This window comes from Methanomicrobium sp. W14 (assembly GCF_017875315.1).
Classification (GTDB): domain Archaea; phylum Halobacteriota; class Methanomicrobia; order Methanomicrobiales; family Methanomicrobiaceae; genus Methanomicrobium.
In genome coordinates this window covers 349,237-366,340 of the sequence record NZ_JAGGMM010000002.1, presented here as the reverse complement: position 1 = coordinate 366,340, position 17,104 = coordinate 349,237, and the positions used below count along the sequence as shown (strand labels likewise).

Genomic DNA, 17,104 nt, shown 5'->3' with positions numbered 1-17,104 from the left:
GTACAGCTAATCAGTCCAAAAAATACATTTTAAACAGAATTTTTCAGATAAAAATTAAAATCAAATTCTATATATATATTTGTATATGAATAATTTGATCAAATTCATATAATATTGAAAATCAGAATATACGTAAAGGAGGCAGGAAATTATTAGCAGTGATAATTACTTTTATGCCGGAAATCTTGGTATTTTGGTAATTGACAAATATAAAGAAAAGATTCAGGAAATTACACAGAATACGGCCGGTATCTTCGGATGTGAATACAGCGAAATCGCAGGAAAAAGACTAAATGATATTATGTTTCTGGACTCGCGGGTAATAAATGTTATCAGGAAATTATTCCTTGCAAACGGTGAGATCAAAAATTTTCATGCAAAGACAAACCCTGACTCAGGGAAATGCAGAGACATTCTTATATCCGGTAAAAACATTCCCTCGTCTGATATGGCTGTTTTCGCAGTCTCGGATGTAACCGGAAAAGATACTTCAGGAATCTATTCAAAGGATTACACAAAAACGATTCCCGGCAACCTCTACCACCTGCCGGGCTCCCTTTACTTTATATATGACAGTGACGGTGAAATAACAGAGTATCATGTCCCTGAATGTATAACGCCTGAAAATCACGATAACTGTTTTTTTAAAAAAGATAACGACAAATACGGAAAAAAATCTCCCGCTGCAGGCAGAGAATATTTTATAGAGGAAGGGATCAAAAACTCAGGAGATTTAAATACTGGCATAAAAGCGGGAAAAATGAATTCCGGAAAGTATATACACATCATAAGCCCCATCCCTGATGATTTTCTCCCGGAATGCAAAGAAAGCGGTGCCTGCACCAAAGGCCCTGAAGAAAAAAGCAGTGATGAGGACGAAGTCAGCCGCTGGACTCATTTCATTGATATAATATCGCATGAATTAAGGACACCTCTTCAACCCGCCCTTGGATATCTGCAGCTTTTAATAGACGACATGGAAAAAAACGGGAACAATAACATGGACATGAACTTCCTGAAAAAAAGTCTCGCATGCGTCAAAAGAGAGTCATATATCGTAGAAAAAATGCTCCAGATAAGTTCTCTTGTGTCCTGCGAGGTTCTACTGAACTTTTCTGACATAAACCTCTATGAACTAGTATCAGACGTTACACGTGCGGGGGATTACTGCGAAAAGGCGGTAATAGTGTATGATATCCCGAAAAATACATATATTTGCGGGGATTTTGACAAAATATACCAGATAATGGACAGCCTGATATCCAATGCCGCTGCCTACAGCAATAAATTTGGCAGGATTGAAATATCATATAGAGGTGACGCCAGAAACCATTATGTCTCAGTAAGCGACAAAGGGAGAGGAATTGAGAAAGACTGTCTCGAAAAGATATTCAACCCGTTTTTCATCTGCAACTACATGAACAACAGCAGGGAATATTCGAGATTAGGCCTTGGTCTTTCCATCGCAAGAAGATACGCCCGTTCTCATGGCGGGGACATAAAAGCTGAAAGCAAAATTAACGAAGGAAGTATTTTTACCTTTTTCCTCCCTAAAGACCTTTCTTCAAAAGAATATTCAAATACCCGGGCACCAGAAACCTCAAAAAAGATTTTCAAAGACACCTCTGTAAAAAGAGCCTGCTGAAAATAACCGGATTTACTTAACAATTAACGATAAAGATGCAATAAACTGCAAATAACATCATCAATAAATCTAAATGATAAAAATAATACTTTTTCAGAAAACACTTGCCTCGGAATACACGTTTACCCTGTCCTCCTGTATTTCATAGGGCTTTATCTCCCTGGAGTGATTTGAGCGCCTCATTTTAACGACTTCAAGAGCAGTGTGGACTTCGGACAGGTCTGAGGGCCTTATGTACATAAGGACAATTACCGTATCCGACAGGTATTCAACAAGGCCGTACCTGCTTGTATAGTTGTTGTTCTGCTCTGTCTCGCTCGTAAGAAGGGTTGTGCACTCCAAATTTTCCATCATCTCAACGAAACGGAACATCTCCCGTCTTCTTGTCGAAATATCATCAAAAAGACCCTCAAAAAGTGAAATAGGGTCTATTACCACCCTTGAGGCACCGACACTTTTGATAAGATCAGGTAGATCATTTTTAATGCTGTTTATGGAAAGATTGAAGTCAGTAGGGTCAAGTTTTATGACAAAAAGGGACTTATCTTTGTATGGTTCTGCATCACGCCCACGGTCTGAAATCTTTTCATAAATATTCGCCTCACTCTCCTCAAGGCTTATATAAACACACTTTTCGCCCTTTTTAATACCTTCAAACAAGAATTCCAGAGCAAATGTTGTTTTTCCGGTACCATATGTCCCTATAACCGAACATGTACTGTTTTTTATCAGCCCTCCTCCGAGCATCTCATCAAGGCCCTGAATGCCTGTAAGGATTCTTTCCTTTATCATATTACAACCCTTATATTACTGACTTCAAATCCTGATCCGGGTGTGATTCTTGCTGCAAATTTCACCAGGTCATTTTCTTCGAGGTGAGGCATGACTCCGCGAAACTTATCGAAATACATTATTCTCTGCCTTTTTCGCCCGGAACTTTCCTCCCAGCGGAAACTTACCATAGCATCGCAACAGTCCGAGATCTCAACCAGACGCGGACCTGCAAGAATGCCTTCGGAAAGGAGTATATATATTACAGAATCCCAGGTCTTTGACACTCTCTGAAGACCTCTCAAAAAACCTATCAGCTCTTTCCATTCACTGATCCCCGTGCTGTCAGTTGCAATATCAGTTATAGAATCAAGCACAATAAGACTTTTTTGAGAACTTTCGTTCAGCACCTCAGCAAGCTTGGGTATAACTCCTCCTGACCGGGATTTTTTCTGAAAGCGCTCGATTACAGAGGAGTTGCTGTACCACTCAGAAGGAACGGCACTTGATTCAAAGTACATCTCAGACAGGTCGATAAAATTTATACTGTCTTCAATCCCTTCCGTGATGTCCTGCTTAAACGAAAGTTTTATTTCTTCCGTAATTGAGGATGAAAGCCTTGTAAAAGTTGCATAGTATATATTTTGAGGGAGCACAATCCCCGGTCTTTCAGCGCCTTTTCTTTTCATCATCGACAAAAAAAGGACTGAAGAATATACAAATTCACGGTTGCCTGCACCAGGCTCCCCGGCAAGAAGAATTACCGAACCCGGCGGGACTCCCCCGTCCAAAACCGGATCAAGGGATTCAATACCTGTCGGGACTCTCTTTACGTCATCATCCTGCATATGCACGTTTACAATATGAACCACCTGCTCGTAAATATTCCTATCATGCAAAAACAATAAACATACTTTCAGGCAGAATGATGCCTTCGCCGAAACAATTTAACGCAGGCACTTCATATTAAAGCCTGTGTTTTTGCAAAAAACAATATGCAACACAATTCATTAATATATGATTGTTATATATGATTATCCTTAAAGTATTCAACTGTATGCCCAAAATAAGTTTATAAAAATCCTAAAACCGGGACGGTATTTTTCAATGGCATTTTTCAGAAAAAAAAAGAAACAGGAGCAGAATGCTCAGGATATTGACCTTGATGAACTTCAAAACAATAGTTCTGAACAAAAAAACAATTCTCCCGGTGACAGGCAGGCAAAAGAAAGCGATATCAAAGGGATTTCATCAGACCTGAATTCAGGTGTAAGCCATATAAGCCATACAGAAAATCCTGATGCAAAGGATGCAGCAAACGAAGATGCGAAAGGAAATTCTGGTTCTTTTAACAATGACTATAATAGTGCCGGAGAAAAAAACTACGGTGAAAAGGATACCCAGATAAAGACAGAAACGGTTAACACCGAAACAACAAAACCGGAAACACAGGGGGAAAGTGTTTTTTCTGCCGGTGAAAAGGTTCATGAAAAAAACGGGGAAAGAGAAGATATTTCCGATAACACAGTGCAACCAGAGGATTTGAAAAATTCGGCAGAACTTCCTGAAAAAGAACCCGACGACGTGGATAACCCTGAAAAAAACAGTATAAAACCACTTGAAAATGAAAAGAATACAGGTGGACCTGCTGAAAAAGAATCAACTGGTGCCGGTCATAAAAAAGCGAAAAAATCCAGAGCCAGGGACAATGTAAAAACAGATTCCGGTGAAAACAGTGATAAACTTCAAAAAAATCTGTTTTCAGCCTTTTTTACGAGAAATACAGAGCCTGTAAAACTGTATAATTTTCGGAGAGACGGACCTCTTGTCAAAATAACAGTTCCTGAAGGATATTCGCACGTGAAAGACTACTGGATATCAGAAGGAAGGTCATGCGTTCTTATAGCCCAGAACAACGACACTCATCTCAACGAATATTTCCTTTTTGAGCCGTTACTCTCGGAATTTGAATACGAACTTCTGGAAAGGCTGTTCGAGGACATGAGAGATGTTCTCATACTGACGGATGAAGAGACAAAAAAGGACAAAGCTCAAATAATCCTTGAAAAAACGGCAGAACTTCTTAAAGAATACAAAGTGAAACCTGAAGAAAAGTCTCTCTTCATGCTTCAGTATTATCTTAAGAGAAACTTTCTCGGATGGGCAAAACTCGATCCTTTAATAAACGACCCGTATATCGAGGATATATCCTGCGACGGCTCCCTTGTTCCGGTCTTTCTATATCACAGGAAATACCGCAACATAAAAACAAACGTTTTGTTTTCGGAAGAAAACCTGAACTCACTTGCAATTACCCTGGCACAGAGGGCAGGAAAGCATATATCCATCTCCCAGCCCATGCTTGACGCAACGCTTCCCGACGGTTCACGTCTTCAGCTGACTCTGGGAAAGGAAATCACAACCAGAGGGACATCGTTTACAATAAGAAAATTCCGTGAAGACCCGTTCACGCCTGTAGAGCTCATGGAGTACAAAACATTCAGTGCAGAGGAGCTCGTCTACTTCTGGCTTGCAATCGAAAACAACAAAAGCCTTCTTTTTGTCGGTGGAACTGCCAGCGGCAAGACATCTTCCCTAAATGCCGTAGCGCTTTTTATCCCCCCGCTTTCAAAGGTCGTAAGTATTGAGGATACAAGAGAGATTACACTGTACCACGACAACTGGATTGCAAGCGTAACAAGAGAATCGGTTGCCGAGTCCACAGGGTCAAAAATTGACATGTTCGACCTTCTCAAAGCTGCAATGAGGCAGAGACCGGAGTACATCATCGTCGGTGAAGTCCGCGGAGAGGAGGCACAGACTCTTTTCCAGGCTATGAATACAGGGCATACGACATTCTCAACTCTTCATGCAAACAACGTTGACGCATCCATTCACAGGCTTGAAAACGCTCCCCTCAACGTCCCGAGAAACATGGTGCAGGCCCTTGACGTGGTAAGCGTACAGGCACTTGTATACCGCGGACAGGAGAGAGTGAGACGGTCAAGGGAAATTGTGGAGATTGCCGGAATAGACCCGGGAACCGGAAACCTCAGGGTCAACAACGTCTTCGAGTATGACCCTATATCGGATACCCATTCCTACAGCGGCAGGTCAGATGTATACAGAAGCATCATGGAAGTCAGAGGGTGGAGCTCGGCAGAGATGAACCTTGAGATTGAAAACCGCATGAAGGTTTTAAACGCAATGCATGAACAGGGAATAAGAGATTACGTAAACGTAACAAGAGTTATACAGGCGTACTCCATAAACCCCGGGAAGGTCATGTCAGTCATAGATAACCTGAAATCGGTAGTTCCATGATAGCAGACAGGTATATAAAATGGAAAATCAGCAAAAATCCGGGTGCCTATTCTGTACTTCACTATAACCTGACCGCATCACGGATGGGAGTTACGCTACAGCACTATCTTTACTATGCTCTCAGCCTGTCCTTTGTACTCGGGGTGCTTCTTGGATTACTTGGATATTTTATATCTGCAACGTTTATTATTCCAAATTTTTCCATCAGAATATATGACGTTTTCAATATACAGGTCTCTTCATACAGTGAACTGACATTTTTGAGCAGTGTTGCAGGTTTCATTTCATTCCTGGTATGCTTTATTGCAGGGTCTGCAATAGGATATTACACTGCCCTGAAGTATCCTGAAATGCAGAAATCTGCACGTGCAACGAAGATAAATCTCTCAATCCACAATGCGGTCTCATACATGTACGCTATGAGAAGAGGCGGGGCAGAACTTCTTGAAATCTTTGAATCCATATCCGACAACTCAGGAATATACGGTGAGATTGCCCTTGAACTGAGGCTTGTCATAAGAGACACTGAATATTTCGGTCTTGACCTCATCTCTGCGCTCAGAAACCTGACATACACAACCCCCTCCGAAAAATTCAAGGACTTTCTTGAAGACCTCCTGTCGGTATTAAACAGCGGGGGGGACGTATCTTCATACCTTGAAGGCCGCGTGAGGCTTTACCAGGATGAGGCGAGGTTCGAACAGAAGCAGTTTCTGTCAGTCCTCCAGATAATAGCAGAGAGCTATGTCACTGTCTTCGTTGCAGGACCACTGTTTCTCATCATAATAATGGTCGTCATGGGTATGGTTGGAAGGACTGCCGTAATTCAGTTCACCGCAGTAACCTACGTGGTCCTTCCTATAGGCGCCGTTGTCTTTATGCTTTTCATCGATTTAATCTCCCTGAAGGACGAGCAGATAGAAAAATATCTCCAGGCAACCGTACTGAACCAGTTCAATGACATAACGGTCGTAAAAAAGAAAAGCGACAGCGAAAACCTGGCACTTCTGGACAGCTACGACAGGAAAAAAAAGTTCATGGACTTTCTGAAAAGCCCGACGAAATGGTTCACAACAGACCCAAAACGCTCACTTATTATCTCTGCACCAGTTGCGGCCGCCTATGCCATTCTTATTTATCTCAGTATACCGTATTACTCAAACTCTGAAATAACGATAGACGTAATCGACGACCACTTAATAATCGCCATACTGATGGTAATAATTCCATATGCCATATTCTATGAAATATGGAGGAAAAAAGTCAGAAATATAGAGGAGGGAACTCCGGATTTCCTGGACAGACTCGGTGGTATAAACAGGGTAGGAATGACTCTGGCGGATGCCATAACAATTCTTGTAAGAGCAAACCTGGGTGTCATCTCCTATGAAGTGAGAAGAATAAAAAGGGACATAGAATGGGGAGCAAATGTACGCGACGCACTTATCCGTTTTGAGAAAAGAATTAATACGGCCGCAATCGCAAGAACCGTGACACTTATTACCAAAGCAAGCGAGATGAGCGGTGAAATCGGTGAAGTTTTAAGCATTGCATCAAGCGACGCACGTATGAGCCAGACCCTTAAACACGAAAGGTCAGGTGAGATGTTCATATACACTATGATAATTTACCTTGCTTTTTTTGTTTTTGTATTCGTTGTAGCTGTCCTTGACGTCAACTTCCTAAGTATCCTGAGCACTGTAGGAACTTCGTCTGCAACCCAGGCAACAGACCTGGCGCAGGGCTCATCATATCTCCAGAGCACACAGGTGCCTGTAGACACCTTCAAGCGACTGTTGTACCACACGTGCATGATACAGGCATTTTTTTCAGGACTTATTGCGGGTCAGATGGGTGAAGGGTCACTTAAGGCAGGTGTAAAACATGTTGCTGTCATGCTCATTGCAGGCCTTATAATATTCAATACAGTTATATAAATTAAATTTAATTATCTAAGTACAGGATCTGATCAAAAGAAGGTTTTTCAAGATTATTTCCATTCTGGAGAAATACAGAAAAATCATTCCCCGTTTGTCAGAACAATACAATAATGCCTATATATAGAACATTATCTTATAGTAAAACAAGAATTTTTGAAAATACGTAAGGGATGTACGGTGTGTTAAATTTTGGATGATAAATCTGAAGCATTTACTGGCCTTGAGGCTGCTATTGTCCTTATAGCATTCGTAGTTGTAGCTTCGGTTTTCTCATTTGCCGTTCTGGGTGCGGGATTTTTTACGACAGACAAAACGCAGGACGTATTATATTCGTCAGTACAGAGTGCAGGCGCGATGCCGCAGCTTCTGGGCAATGTATACGGCCTTAAAGGTGAAAACGGCATAGGCTCGATAAGGTATTCCATATCTCTTTCGCCTGGAGGGGATATTCTTGATCTAAGCAGCATGGTCGTAACGTGGAGTACAAGTGAAAATATAGAAAACATCGAACCGAACGACCCGCTATACAGTACATCCATAGACAAAGGGCATTGGGGAATTATTGACCGAAAACCTTCCTCCAAGTCAAACGACAATTTCCTAGAATCAGGAGAGACATTTACAATTCTCATTCACCTGGATTCATTGGATGAACTCAGTGAGAACGAAAAGTTTACGGTAGAGATGAAATCCCCGTCGTCAGGCGTTTTTATTGTCTCCGGAAATGCTCCGTACCAGGTTGACAAGGTAAATATTCTCTACTGAGAACCCGTTCACACGTATCAGTTCACCTCCATGCACCCTTTTCAGACAGCCGCCTTTCAAACAGTTCTTTTTTTACAGATTAAACCCCACTTCAAAAAATATTAATACAGGTCTGTACAATTTTACCAGAAAAGAGGGTGCAATAAAACTTATGTGTTCGGTTGGAGGCCCTATTGATATAGAGCTTGAAGAACGGCTTAAAGGCAAAAAATACAGGTGCAACGACTGTGGCACGACTTTCGAGGCTGTAGGAAAACATCCTGTATGCCCCTCATGCCAGTCTGAAAACGTGACTTTAATATGAAAATTTCCCTTAAAGACGAATATATTCTTATAAAGGGGAAAGAATCGTTTCTTGTTGCAGCATTAGCCGGGGAGCTTTTTGTTCTTTTTATTGAAACTTCAGAAAAAGAACTGTGCCAGACAATAGAAAAAGATGACATTATCGCGGTTTCGGCACCCGAAGGCGGTGACATAATGCATGCAGCTGTTCTTATAGAGCTTGTAAGGAAATACCGCCAGCCGCTTGTTGTGCTTCCGAAAGAACACCCGGGTTCAAAAAGACTTAAAATGGTCGTATCTGCGGGTCAGTCCATATACACGAGATGCGACATTAAAAGAGGTACACATCCCGAACAAAACGTAATATGTGCTTCAGAAGAGCTTGGAGATATCAGCCTTTATTCCCACGGTGGAGGAATAGAGATAGAACCGCAAAAAAAAAGTCATTATGAAATATCATTAATCAGCCCAAAAGACTTTTTTCAGGTTTAATTTACCTGACGGCGCTTTTTTAAAAGCCTGAAAAATGCCGGCTTAAAAATGCCCTTACCCGATTAACCTTATTTATCCTGAATGTAAACATTTTTCTAGTAAACATATTCTATTAAGGCAATTTTACCAGCCCTGTACTTCACAGGAGGATATGAGAAAAGACAAGCATTAATAGCCTTCTTTTCACATAACATTAGGTATTGCCGTGAGAGGAGGGTTGGATGAAGACTGAGGTCCTCAAGAGCATCAAAGATTCAGAAGAAGAGTACAAAAAAATTATCAGTACAGCTTTGGAAGAGAAAAAACGCACTATTGCGGATGCCGAAGCTGAGGCTGGCAATCTTATTGCGAAAGCACAAAAAGATGCTGAAGAGTACAAGAACAAGCGTATCGCAGACGCACGGTCTGAAGCGGAGAAGAACTTCGCAAAGATCGTAAAGGACGGCGGACAGCATGCTGAAGCTCTCAGAAAGAGGGCAACAGAAAACCTTGACAAAGCAGCAAATATGCTTGTAGAAAAGTTCAAGGTGAAGCTAAATGTTTAAAGTCCAGAGGATGAGCAAACTGCTCATCGCCGCGTCCAAAGATCAGCTTGACCCGATTGTACGTGAGTTGTACAGACATAATGTCTTTCACATAGAAGACTTTGTGGAGCAGAATGCTGAAGGATTCGACGGCCTTAAAATCGGAAAACCGATGGAGAACGCCCCGGAGACATCAACAGAACTGCTCAGAGTAAGGTCTCTTTCGAACACTATGGGTATAAAAGCCGATTCTGTCGAAAAAGAGGCACTTCAGAGCGCAGGCTCTCTCCACAAAAGTATCGGGGAGGAACTGCCGGCTATAGAAAAAGAGGTCGCAGCACTTGTAAGCAAACGAAACGAACTTGAATCGAAAGCCCGCGAATGCGAGCAGAAAATTCAGGAGCTTTCACCGTTTACATCTTTTCCGTATGATCTCTCTCTTTTGTCAGGATATGACGATTTTTCTGTAGTCGCAGGTCACATCCCGCATGACGTTAAACTGCCTGTTGACTGCGAGGAGTTTTTTGCGGAAAATTCTGAAGGAAACCTGTATATTGCTGTTTTTAAGAAATCCGGGCAAAAGGAGGTCGAGGATTTCCTTTCAGGCAATGGTTTCCAGTCCCTGCCAATACCAAAAGAGTGCGGGGATGCACTGGGCAGAATAAATTCGTACACTCATGAGAAAAACAGTCTCGAAAAAGAGACTGGTGAAATCAACGAGCAGATAGCTGCTCTTAAATCTAAGCACGCATCGTATCTTGTGGCATGCGATGAACTGCTCACGGCAGACGTGGAACGTGCGGAAGCACCGCTTAGATTCGCCACTACCGAGCAGACTTTTGTTGCCGAAGGCTGGGTTCCTACAGACAAGGCGAAAAGTCTGGTCAAAGATCTGGAGTCTGTTACGGGCGGAAAAGTGTTCGTAACGGAAGAAGAGATTGATTACGACAAAGATTCAGTGCCTATTGAATACGATAACCCCGACTTTTCAAAGCCTTCCGAGGTTTTAATGGATATCTATTCAAGGCCGCAGTATAATGAGTTTGATCCGACATTGCTCGTTGCAATTGTCTTCCCGATATTCTTCGGTTTCATACTGGGCGATATCGCGTATGGTCTTATACTGCTTATTGTAAGCGTCTGGCTGCGCAAATATCTCAAAGACAGCATTGCAGGTAACCAGCTTTTAGACGTTCTCAGAAACGCAAGTATTATGAGTATAATATTTGGTGTAATATTTAGTGAATTCCTGGGATTTGCATGCCCATGGGAGCCTTTCTTTATCAGCCGCCACTTCCATATCGGAGCGACGGAAGCTACAGGAGGAGGTCCCGATGCAATTATTCTGCTGATTATATCGGCATGGATAGGTATCCTGCATATAACCTTGGGAAGATCGATTCACATAAGAAACACCTGTATTCAGATGCACCCCGGAAAACACAGGAGCAAGGTAATATTTGCCCAGCTCGGCTGGATTATGGTAATGTGGGGGATTCTGTTTCTGATATGGACTATAGCCGCAATTCCGCTTATGCCCGATTTGACCGCAGGACCTATGGTCACAGGCTTCAACGTCTTCGCATTTATAGGTGCCCTGCTAATCGTCGCAGGAATTATCGGCATAGGGCTGGATTCGGCGCTTGAGCTCATGGAGCTCACGACAATTATAAGTCACGTATTGTCCTACACCCGTCTTGCAGCAGTCGGTCTTTCATCGGTTGCAATCGCAGCGGTTGTAAACTTCATCTCAATAGGCATGATGATAGAGCCTGCATTTGCAGACTTCGGTCTCATGAGCTTTGTGATGATTATAGCGGGAATTTTCGTATTCCTGATAGGACACATTTTAAACACCGCTCTTGGTCTCCTTAGCGGTGGTCTGCATTCGATTCGTTTGCATTACGTTGAATTCTTCACCAAATTCTATCAGGGTGGAGGAAAGAAGTACGAACCATTTGGAATTATAAGAAAGTTTACGGAGGAATAATATAATGGTAGTTGAAGGTATGACAGTTGAAGTTGCTCAGGCATCCGCAGTTGGATTTAAAGCAATTGGTGCAGGTCTTGCAGTAGGACTTGCAGGTATGGGAACAGGTCTCGCACAGCTCGGTATAGGTGGTGCGGCAGTAGGTGCGACAGCAGAGAACAAGGAAATGTTCGGTCTTGCACTTCTGTTCACCGTTATCCCCGAGACAGTCGTTATCTTTGGTCTTGTTGTTGCACTTCTTCTCCTCTTTACATAAACGGGTATACAAGGAGTAGATTTGACAATGGCATTGGATGCTGTAGTCGGTGAAATTAAGGACAAAGGCAATAAGGAAGCTGCGGCTATAAAGGCAGAAGCAAAGGCTGAATCCGGCAGGATTCTATCCGAGGCAAACTCTAAGGTTGTTGCAATTAAAACAGCGGCAGAAGAGGAGGCAAACCGCCAGTCGTCCCAGATTATATCAAGGGAGACTGCGGCTGCAAATCTTGCGGTCAAAAGAGAGGTTCTCAACGCCGAAAAAGACCTTCTGGACATGGTCCACAAGGCAACAGTCAACGCAATAGATGACCTGCCCGGTGATTTCCACAAAAAAGCCGTCAGGGAGCTTTGCAAGGCCGCTGCAAAAGAGCTTGGAGAAGGTGTTCTCTACTGCAACAAACGTGATAAAGAAGCAGTAGAGTCTGCAATATCCGAACTTAAGACTTTATCCGGATTTACACTGGCTGGAACAAAAGATATCTCCGGTGGCGTCATCGCCGAGAGCAAAGACGGGCTGCTTCAGCTGGACTTCAGTTACGGCGCCTATCTTTCGGAGGTCTGGGAGACCGGGCTTAAAGACGCATCAGAGGCTCTGTTTAAGTAGAGGGGATTAGCTAATGGCTGCAGTTAATACTACAGGCCCGGCTCCCTACATATACGCCTGCACACGTATGCGGGTCAGGAAGGCATCTCTCCTTCCGCATGAAGAGTATATGAGGATGCTTAATATGGAGCTCCCGGAAATAGCCCGTTTCATCGAGGAAACGAACTATAAAACGGAAATAGATGAGCTCGCCTCATCGTTCTCCGGCATTGATCTCATGGAGATTGGACTCTCATGGAACCTTGCAAAGGAGTACCAGAGAATAATAGCACTTGTACCCGGACATCTCAAGGCTTTTACAAAGAGCTACCTTTTAAAATGGGATATCCTTAACATGCTCACAATCCTCAGGGGAAAGAACCAGGGAGTTTCCGCAGGCAAAATAAAGGAGATTTTAATTCCCGCCGGAAGTCTTGACAAGGACAGTCTTGACAAACTCCTCGCAGAAGACTCAACAGACAGAATTATAGACAGCCTGAAAGGCCACATGCTCTATGACGTATTCGAGCAGGAGATTGCGGCAGCTGTTGAGTCAGGGTCTTTTTCACGGATGGAAAACGAACTTTACAAGGCGTATTATGCAATTCTCATAAAGGAGTCCAAGAGCGGTGTCAGGGGAGGGCATGCCTTCCTCAAATATGTCAGGCTTGATATTGACACGAAGAACCTTGAGACCGTCTTCCGCGTTAAAGGTGAGACAGACACCGAATCTATCAGAAATCTTCTGATTGATGGCGGAAGCTTCTCCGCCGATGAACTCGTCCGTTTCTCAGGAATGGAAAACATTGATGAGATGATAGATTCCGTAAAGAAGAGGATGAAGACAGGTTCGTTTGATGCAGTATTTGAGGCTGTAAGCGAGAAAAAACCGGTGCAGGAGCTTGAGGTAGGTCTTATCACGGCAAAACTTGCCGAAATGGACAGGCTTTCAAAGCTCTACCCTATGTCCGTTGCACCGATTCTCCTCTACCTCGAGATGAAGCATTACGAAGTCACGAACCTTCGCGCCATAGCACGCGGAAAGGAATCGAACCTTCCAAACGAGAATATAAAGGCCTGTATGGTGGTGCTTAATGGAAATAGCAGTAGTTGGTAACAGCGAGTTCATACTCGGATTCCGCCTTGCCGGCATCCAGAAGACCTACGCGGCAGACACCGATGAGGCGTTTGCCGACCAGGTCACAAAGGTTCTCGGCGACAAGGACGTGGGAATCATAGTTCTTAAAGGCGAAGACATGCAGAAACTGTCGTTTAGGCTTCGCACCACGCTTTCGGAGTCTGTAAAGCCGACCGTTATCACCATCGGAGAGGAGACGGGAGGCATTTCCATGAGAGAGAGAATTAAGAGATCAGTGGGTGTTGATCTGTGGAAGTAAAAGGAAAATCTAAAGGAATTCTAAAAAGGATTTCCGGGCCGGTCGTTACAGCCGTAGACCTTGAAGCACATATGTATGATGTGGTCAGGGTAGGCAACGAACAACTTATGGGTGAGGTTATCAAAATAGACGGCGATAACGTCATCATCCAGGTCTACGAGGCGACCGACGGAATCCGCCCGGGCGAGCCGGTTGAAAATACCGGGCTCTCCCTGGCAGTTGAGCTTGGACCGGGTCTTCTGACAAGTATCTATGATGGTATTCAGAGGCCGCTCGAGGTGCTCATGGAAAAGATGGGCAGCTTCATCGAGCGCGGTGTAAACGCACCGGGTCTTGACCATGAAAAGAAATGGGAGTTTAAGCCTGTCGTCAAAAAAGGCGATGCGGCAGGTCCGGGAGCTATCATCGGAGAGGTCCAGGAGACAAACATAGTCACAAAGATTATGGTCCCGCCGAACTTTAAGGGCGGCAAAGTCAAAGAAATCAAAAAAGGGAACTTCACAATTGACGAAGTTGTCTGTGTCCTTGATTCCGGCGAAGAAGTGACCATGATGCAGAAGTGGCCTGTACGTGTCCCGAGACCATACATCGAAAAGAAGAACCCTGATGTACCGCTTATTACAGGTCTTCGTATCCTCGACGGTCTTTTCCCGATTGCAAAGGGCGGTACGGCTGCAATCCCGGGTCCGTTCGGATCGGGAAAGACAGTTACGCAGCAGTCGCTTGCAAAGTGGTCCGATGCCGAGATTGTAGTCTACATCGGGTGCGGAGAGCGTGGAAACGAGATGACCGAGGTTTTAACCGAGTTCCCTGAGCTTGAGGACCCGAAGAGCGGAAAGCCTCTGATGGAGAGGACAATTCTTATCGCAAACACCTCGAACATGCCTGTTGCAGCACGTGAGGCATCGGTTTATACAGGTATCACAATCGCGGAGTACTTCCGTGATATGGGATACGATGTATCCCTGATGGCTGACTCAACGTCACGCTGGGCAGAGGCAATGCGTGAAATTTCGTCACGTCTTGAAGAGATGCCCGGTGAAGAGGGTTATCCGGCATACCTGTCAGCTCGTCTTTCCGAGTTCTACGAACGTGCAGGACGTGTTGACGCTCTCTGCGGCAAGATGGGATCAGTAACCGTTATCGGTGCCGTATCACCACCAGGTGGTGATTTCTCGGAACCTGTTACCCAGAACACTCTTCGTATCGTAAAGTGCTTCTGGGCCCTGGATGCAAAACTCTCGCAGAGACGTCACTTCCCGGCCATCAACTGGCTGAACTCGTACTCACTTTACCTTAACGCTCTTGCAAACTACTACGATGAGAACGTCTCACCTGAACTCAACCCGTTAAGGTCATGGGCGATGGAGGTTTTGCAGAAGGAATCCGAACTCCAGGAAATTGTACAGCTTGTAGGTTCAGACGCACTTCCTGAGGCGGAACAGGTCACAATCGAAGTCGCACGTATGATCCGTGAGGTCTTTTTGCAGCAGAACGCTTTCGACCCCGTTGATGCATACTGTTCGATGGAGAAGCAGTTCGACCTGATGAAGTCCATCAGAAAATATGCAGACCTTGCATACTCTACGCAGAAATCAGGATTCCCGATTGCGGCGATTATCGCCATCAAGTCCAAGAACGAGCTTGCACGCTTAAAGTACGTTGCAGACTACAAGCCAGAACTTGAGAAGATTCTCAAAGACATGGAAAAAGAGTTTGCAAAGATTAAGGAGGCCTGATTGGAAATGAAGGAATATCGCACAATTACCAAGATCCAGGGACCGCTTGTATTCGTCGAGAAGACCGAGCCTGTAGGGTACAATGAGCTTGTAAACATTGTCCAGTCTGACGGCACGGTAAAGCGTGGCCAGGTTCTTGATACTTCAGATGAGATTGTCTGTGTCCAGGTCTTCGAGTCGACTGCCGGTATAGGCAAGGACTCGGGAGTCCGCTTTACAGGCGAGACCATCAAGATGCCTGTCGGAAAGGAAATGCTCGGACGTATCCTGTCCGGTGCGGGTAAGCCAAAAGACGGCGGCCCCGATATCGTCCCTGAAAAGAGGCTTGACATCAACGGTGCAGCTATCAACCCGTATGCACGTGCATCCCCGTCAGAGTTTATCCAGACAGGTATATCGACAATCGATGCGACAAACACACTTGTCCGTGGTCAGAAGCTTCCTATCTTCTCCGGTTCAGGTCTGCCGCACAATGAGATTGCTCTTCAGATAGCACGTCAGGCAAAGGTTCCGGGCTCTTCGGAAGAGTTCGCTGTTGTCTTTGCGGCTATGGGTATCACAAAGGAAGAAGAAAACCAGTTCATGGCCGACTTCGAGCGTACAGGTGCTCTTGAGCACGCCGTCGTGTTCCTTAACCTTGCCGACGACCCTGCTGTAGAGCGTATCATAACACCGCGTCTTGCTCTTACAACGGCCGAATACCTTGCTTTCGAGCTCGGTTACCATGTGCTTGTCATCCTTACGGATATGACAAACTACTGTGAGGCACTGCGCCAGATAGGTGCTGCCCGTGAAGAGGTCCCGGGAAGGCGTGGATATCCGGGTTACATGTATACCGATCTTGCATCTCTGTATGAGCGTGCAGGTATCATCAAAGGTAAAAAAGGCTCGGTTACACAGCTTTCAATCCTGACCATGCCAGGTGACGATATAACTCACCCGATTCCTGACCTGTCGGGATACATCACGGAAGGCCAGATTGTGGTAAGCCGTGAGCTTCACAGGAAGGGCATATACCCGCCTATAAACGTCATGCCTTCACTGTCACGTCTGATGAACCTTGGTATCGGTGCCGGAAAGACGCGTGACGACCACAAGAAGGTATCTGATCAGATGTACGCCGGATACGCAGAGGGTGTCGACCTCCGTGGTCTTGTTGCAATCGTCGGAAAGGACGCACTTTCAGAGCGTGACCAGCGCTTTTTGGAGTTTGCCGACCTCTTCGAAAACAAGTTCGTCCGCCAGGGCCATGACGAGGACCGCTCCATTGCAGACTCGCTTGACATCGGATGGGAACTTCTGGCAACACTTCCGGAAGAGCAGCTTACGCGTATCGACCGCGACCTTATCCAGAAGTATCACCCGAAATACAGAAAGAAGGAGTGATCCCTGGA

Annotated in this window: 16 protein-coding genes; 14 read left to right on the top strand and 2 right to left on the bottom strand. The window is 44.6% G+C overall.

Annotated elements, in window-relative coordinates; genetic code table 11:
- Window positions 1-193: 193 nt before the first annotated feature.
- Window positions 194-1,645: a sensor histidine kinase KdpD gene (locus tag J2128_RS07675; protein WP_209690552.1), complete on the top strand. Its 1,452-nt coding sequence runs from the start codon at window positions 194-196 to the stop codon at window positions 1,643-1,645.
- 93 nt (window positions 1,646-1,738) lie between these two features.
- Here J2128_RS07675 and J2128_RS07670 read toward each other — a convergent pair whose 3' ends face one another.
- Window positions 1,739-2,437, bottom strand: a complete 699-nt coding sequence (locus J2128_RS07670; protein WP_209690551.1) for a KaiC domain-containing protein — start codon at window positions 2,435-2,437, stop codon at window positions 1,739-1,741.
- Window positions 2,434-3,315, bottom strand: coding sequence for an ATPase domain-containing protein (locus tag J2128_RS07665; protein WP_348632379.1), 882 nt, complete (start codon window positions 3,313-3,315; stop codon window positions 2,434-2,436). Before J2128_RS07665 ends, J2128_RS07670 begins: the two co-directional genes overlap by 4 nt.
- Window positions 3,316-3,523: 208 nt before the next feature.
- Here J2128_RS07665 and J2128_RS07660 point away from each other — a divergent pair, with 208 nt between their 5' ends.
- The 13 genes from J2128_RS07660 (at window position 3,524) to J2128_RS07600 (ending at window position 17,096) form a co-directional block, all read left to right on the top strand.
- Window positions 3,524-5,740 carry an ATPase, T2SS/T4P/T4SS family gene (locus J2128_RS07660; RefSeq protein ID WP_209690550.1) on the top strand — a complete coding sequence of 739 codons (2,217 nt, stop codon included), beginning with the start codon at window positions 3,524-3,526 and terminating at the stop codon, window positions 5,738-5,740.
- On the top strand, window positions 5,737-7,677 hold the full coding sequence (locus tag J2128_RS07655; protein WP_209690549.1) for a type II secretion system F family protein: 1,941 nt from the start codon (window positions 5,737-5,739) through the stop codon (window positions 7,675-7,677). The genes J2128_RS07660 and J2128_RS07655 overlap by 4 nt, the downstream gene beginning before the upstream one ends.
- Window positions 7,678-7,869: 192 nt before the next feature.
- Window positions 7,870-8,445, top strand: coding sequence for a flagellin (locus J2128_RS07650; protein ID WP_209690548.1), 576 nt, complete (start codon window positions 7,870-7,872; stop codon window positions 8,443-8,445).
- Between the two features lie 151 nt (window positions 8,446-8,596).
- Window positions 8,597-8,749 (top strand): hypothetical protein, encoded by a 153-nt coding sequence (locus J2128_RS07645; protein WP_209690547.1) that lies wholly within the window; start codon window positions 8,597-8,599, stop codon window positions 8,747-8,749.
- The gene (locus J2128_RS07640) at window positions 8,746-9,219 is read left to right on the top strand and encodes a hypothetical protein (protein WP_209690546.1); all 474 of its coding nucleotides are present in this window, start codon (window positions 8,746-8,748) and stop codon (window positions 9,217-9,219) included. Before J2128_RS07645 ends, J2128_RS07640 begins: the two co-directional genes overlap by 4 nt.
- A 221-nt stretch (window positions 9,220-9,440) precedes the next feature.
- Window positions 9,441-9,764 (top strand): ATP synthase archaeal subunit H, encoded by a 324-nt coding sequence (gene ahaH, locus J2128_RS07635; protein WP_209690545.1) that lies wholly within the window; start codon window positions 9,441-9,443, stop codon window positions 9,762-9,764.
- On the top strand, window positions 9,757-11,733 hold the full coding sequence (locus J2128_RS07630) for a V-type ATP synthase subunit I (protein WP_209690544.1): 1,977 nt from the start codon (window positions 9,757-9,759) through the stop codon (window positions 11,731-11,733). The genes ahaH and J2128_RS07630 overlap by 8 nt, the downstream gene beginning before the upstream one ends.
- 4 nt (window positions 11,734-11,737) lie before the next feature.
- Window positions 11,738-11,989: an ATPase gene (locus J2128_RS07625; RefSeq protein ID WP_209690543.1), complete on the top strand. Its 252-nt coding sequence runs from the start codon at window positions 11,738-11,740 to the stop codon at window positions 11,987-11,989.
- 27 nt (window positions 11,990-12,016) lie between these two features.
- Window positions 12,017-12,595: a V-type ATP synthase subunit E family protein gene (locus tag J2128_RS07620; protein WP_209690542.1), complete on the top strand. Its 579-nt coding sequence runs from the start codon at window positions 12,017-12,019 to the stop codon at window positions 12,593-12,595.
- A gap of 13 nt (window positions 12,596-12,608) precedes the next feature.
- Window positions 12,609-13,691 (top strand): V-type ATP synthase subunit C, encoded by a 1,083-nt coding sequence (locus J2128_RS07615; RefSeq protein WP_209690541.1) that lies wholly within the window; start codon window positions 12,609-12,611, stop codon window positions 13,689-13,691.
- Entirely contained in the window at window positions 13,669-13,971 is a 303-nt protein-coding gene (locus tag J2128_RS07610) for a V-type ATP synthase subunit F (RefSeq protein ID WP_209690540.1), read from the top strand. Before J2128_RS07615 ends, J2128_RS07610 begins: the two co-directional genes overlap by 23 nt.
- Complete coding sequence (locus J2128_RS07605) at window positions 13,962-15,710, top strand: ATP synthase subunit A (protein WP_209690539.1); 1,749 nt, start codon at window positions 13,962-13,964, stop codon at window positions 15,708-15,710. The genes J2128_RS07610 and J2128_RS07605 overlap by 10 nt, the downstream gene beginning before the upstream one ends.
- A 6-nt stretch (window positions 15,711-15,716) precedes the next feature.
- Window positions 15,717-17,096, top strand: coding sequence for an ATP synthase subunit B (locus tag J2128_RS07600; RefSeq protein WP_209690538.1), 1,380 nt, complete (start codon window positions 15,717-15,719; stop codon window positions 17,094-17,096).
- The last annotated feature ends 8 nt before the right edge of the window (window positions 17,097-17,104 follow it).

Coding starts and splice junctions, on each gene's coding strand:
- J2128_RS07670 (WP_209690551.1), bottom strand. CDS start 2,437: ATGATAAAGGAAAGAATCCTTACAGGCATTCAGGGCCTTGATGAGATG.
- J2128_RS07660 (WP_209690550.1), top strand. CDS start 3,524: ATGGCATTTTTCAGAAAAAAAAAGAAACAGGAGCAGAATGCTCAGGAT.
- J2128_RS07655 (WP_209690549.1), top strand. CDS start 5,737: ATGATAGCAGACAGGTATATAAAATGGAAAATCAGCAAAAATCCGGGT.
- J2128_RS07645 (WP_209690547.1), top strand. CDS start 8,597: ATGTGTTCGGTTGGAGGCCCTATTGATATAGAGCTTGAAGAACGGCTT.
- J2128_RS07640 (WP_209690546.1), top strand. CDS start 8,746: ATGAAAATTTCCCTTAAAGACGAATATATTCTTATAAAGGGGAAAGAA.
- ahaH (WP_209690545.1), top strand. CDS start 9,441: ATGAAGACTGAGGTCCTCAAGAGCATCAAAGATTCAGAAGAAGAGTAC.
- J2128_RS07630 (WP_209690544.1), top strand. CDS start 9,757: ATGTTTAAAGTCCAGAGGATGAGCAAACTGCTCATCGCCGCGTCCAAA.
- J2128_RS07625 (WP_209690543.1), top strand. CDS start 11,738: ATGGTAGTTGAAGGTATGACAGTTGAAGTTGCTCAGGCATCCGCAGTT.
- J2128_RS07620 (WP_209690542.1), top strand. CDS start 12,017: ATGGCATTGGATGCTGTAGTCGGTGAAATTAAGGACAAAGGCAATAAG.
- J2128_RS07615 (WP_209690541.1), top strand. CDS start 12,609: ATGGCTGCAGTTAATACTACAGGCCCGGCTCCCTACATATACGCCTGC.
- J2128_RS07610 (WP_209690540.1), top strand. CDS start 13,669: ATGGAAATAGCAGTAGTTGGTAACAGCGAGTTCATACTCGGATTCCGC.
- J2128_RS07600 (WP_209690538.1), top strand. CDS start 15,717: ATGAAGGAATATCGCACAATTACCAAGATCCAGGGACCGCTTGTATTC.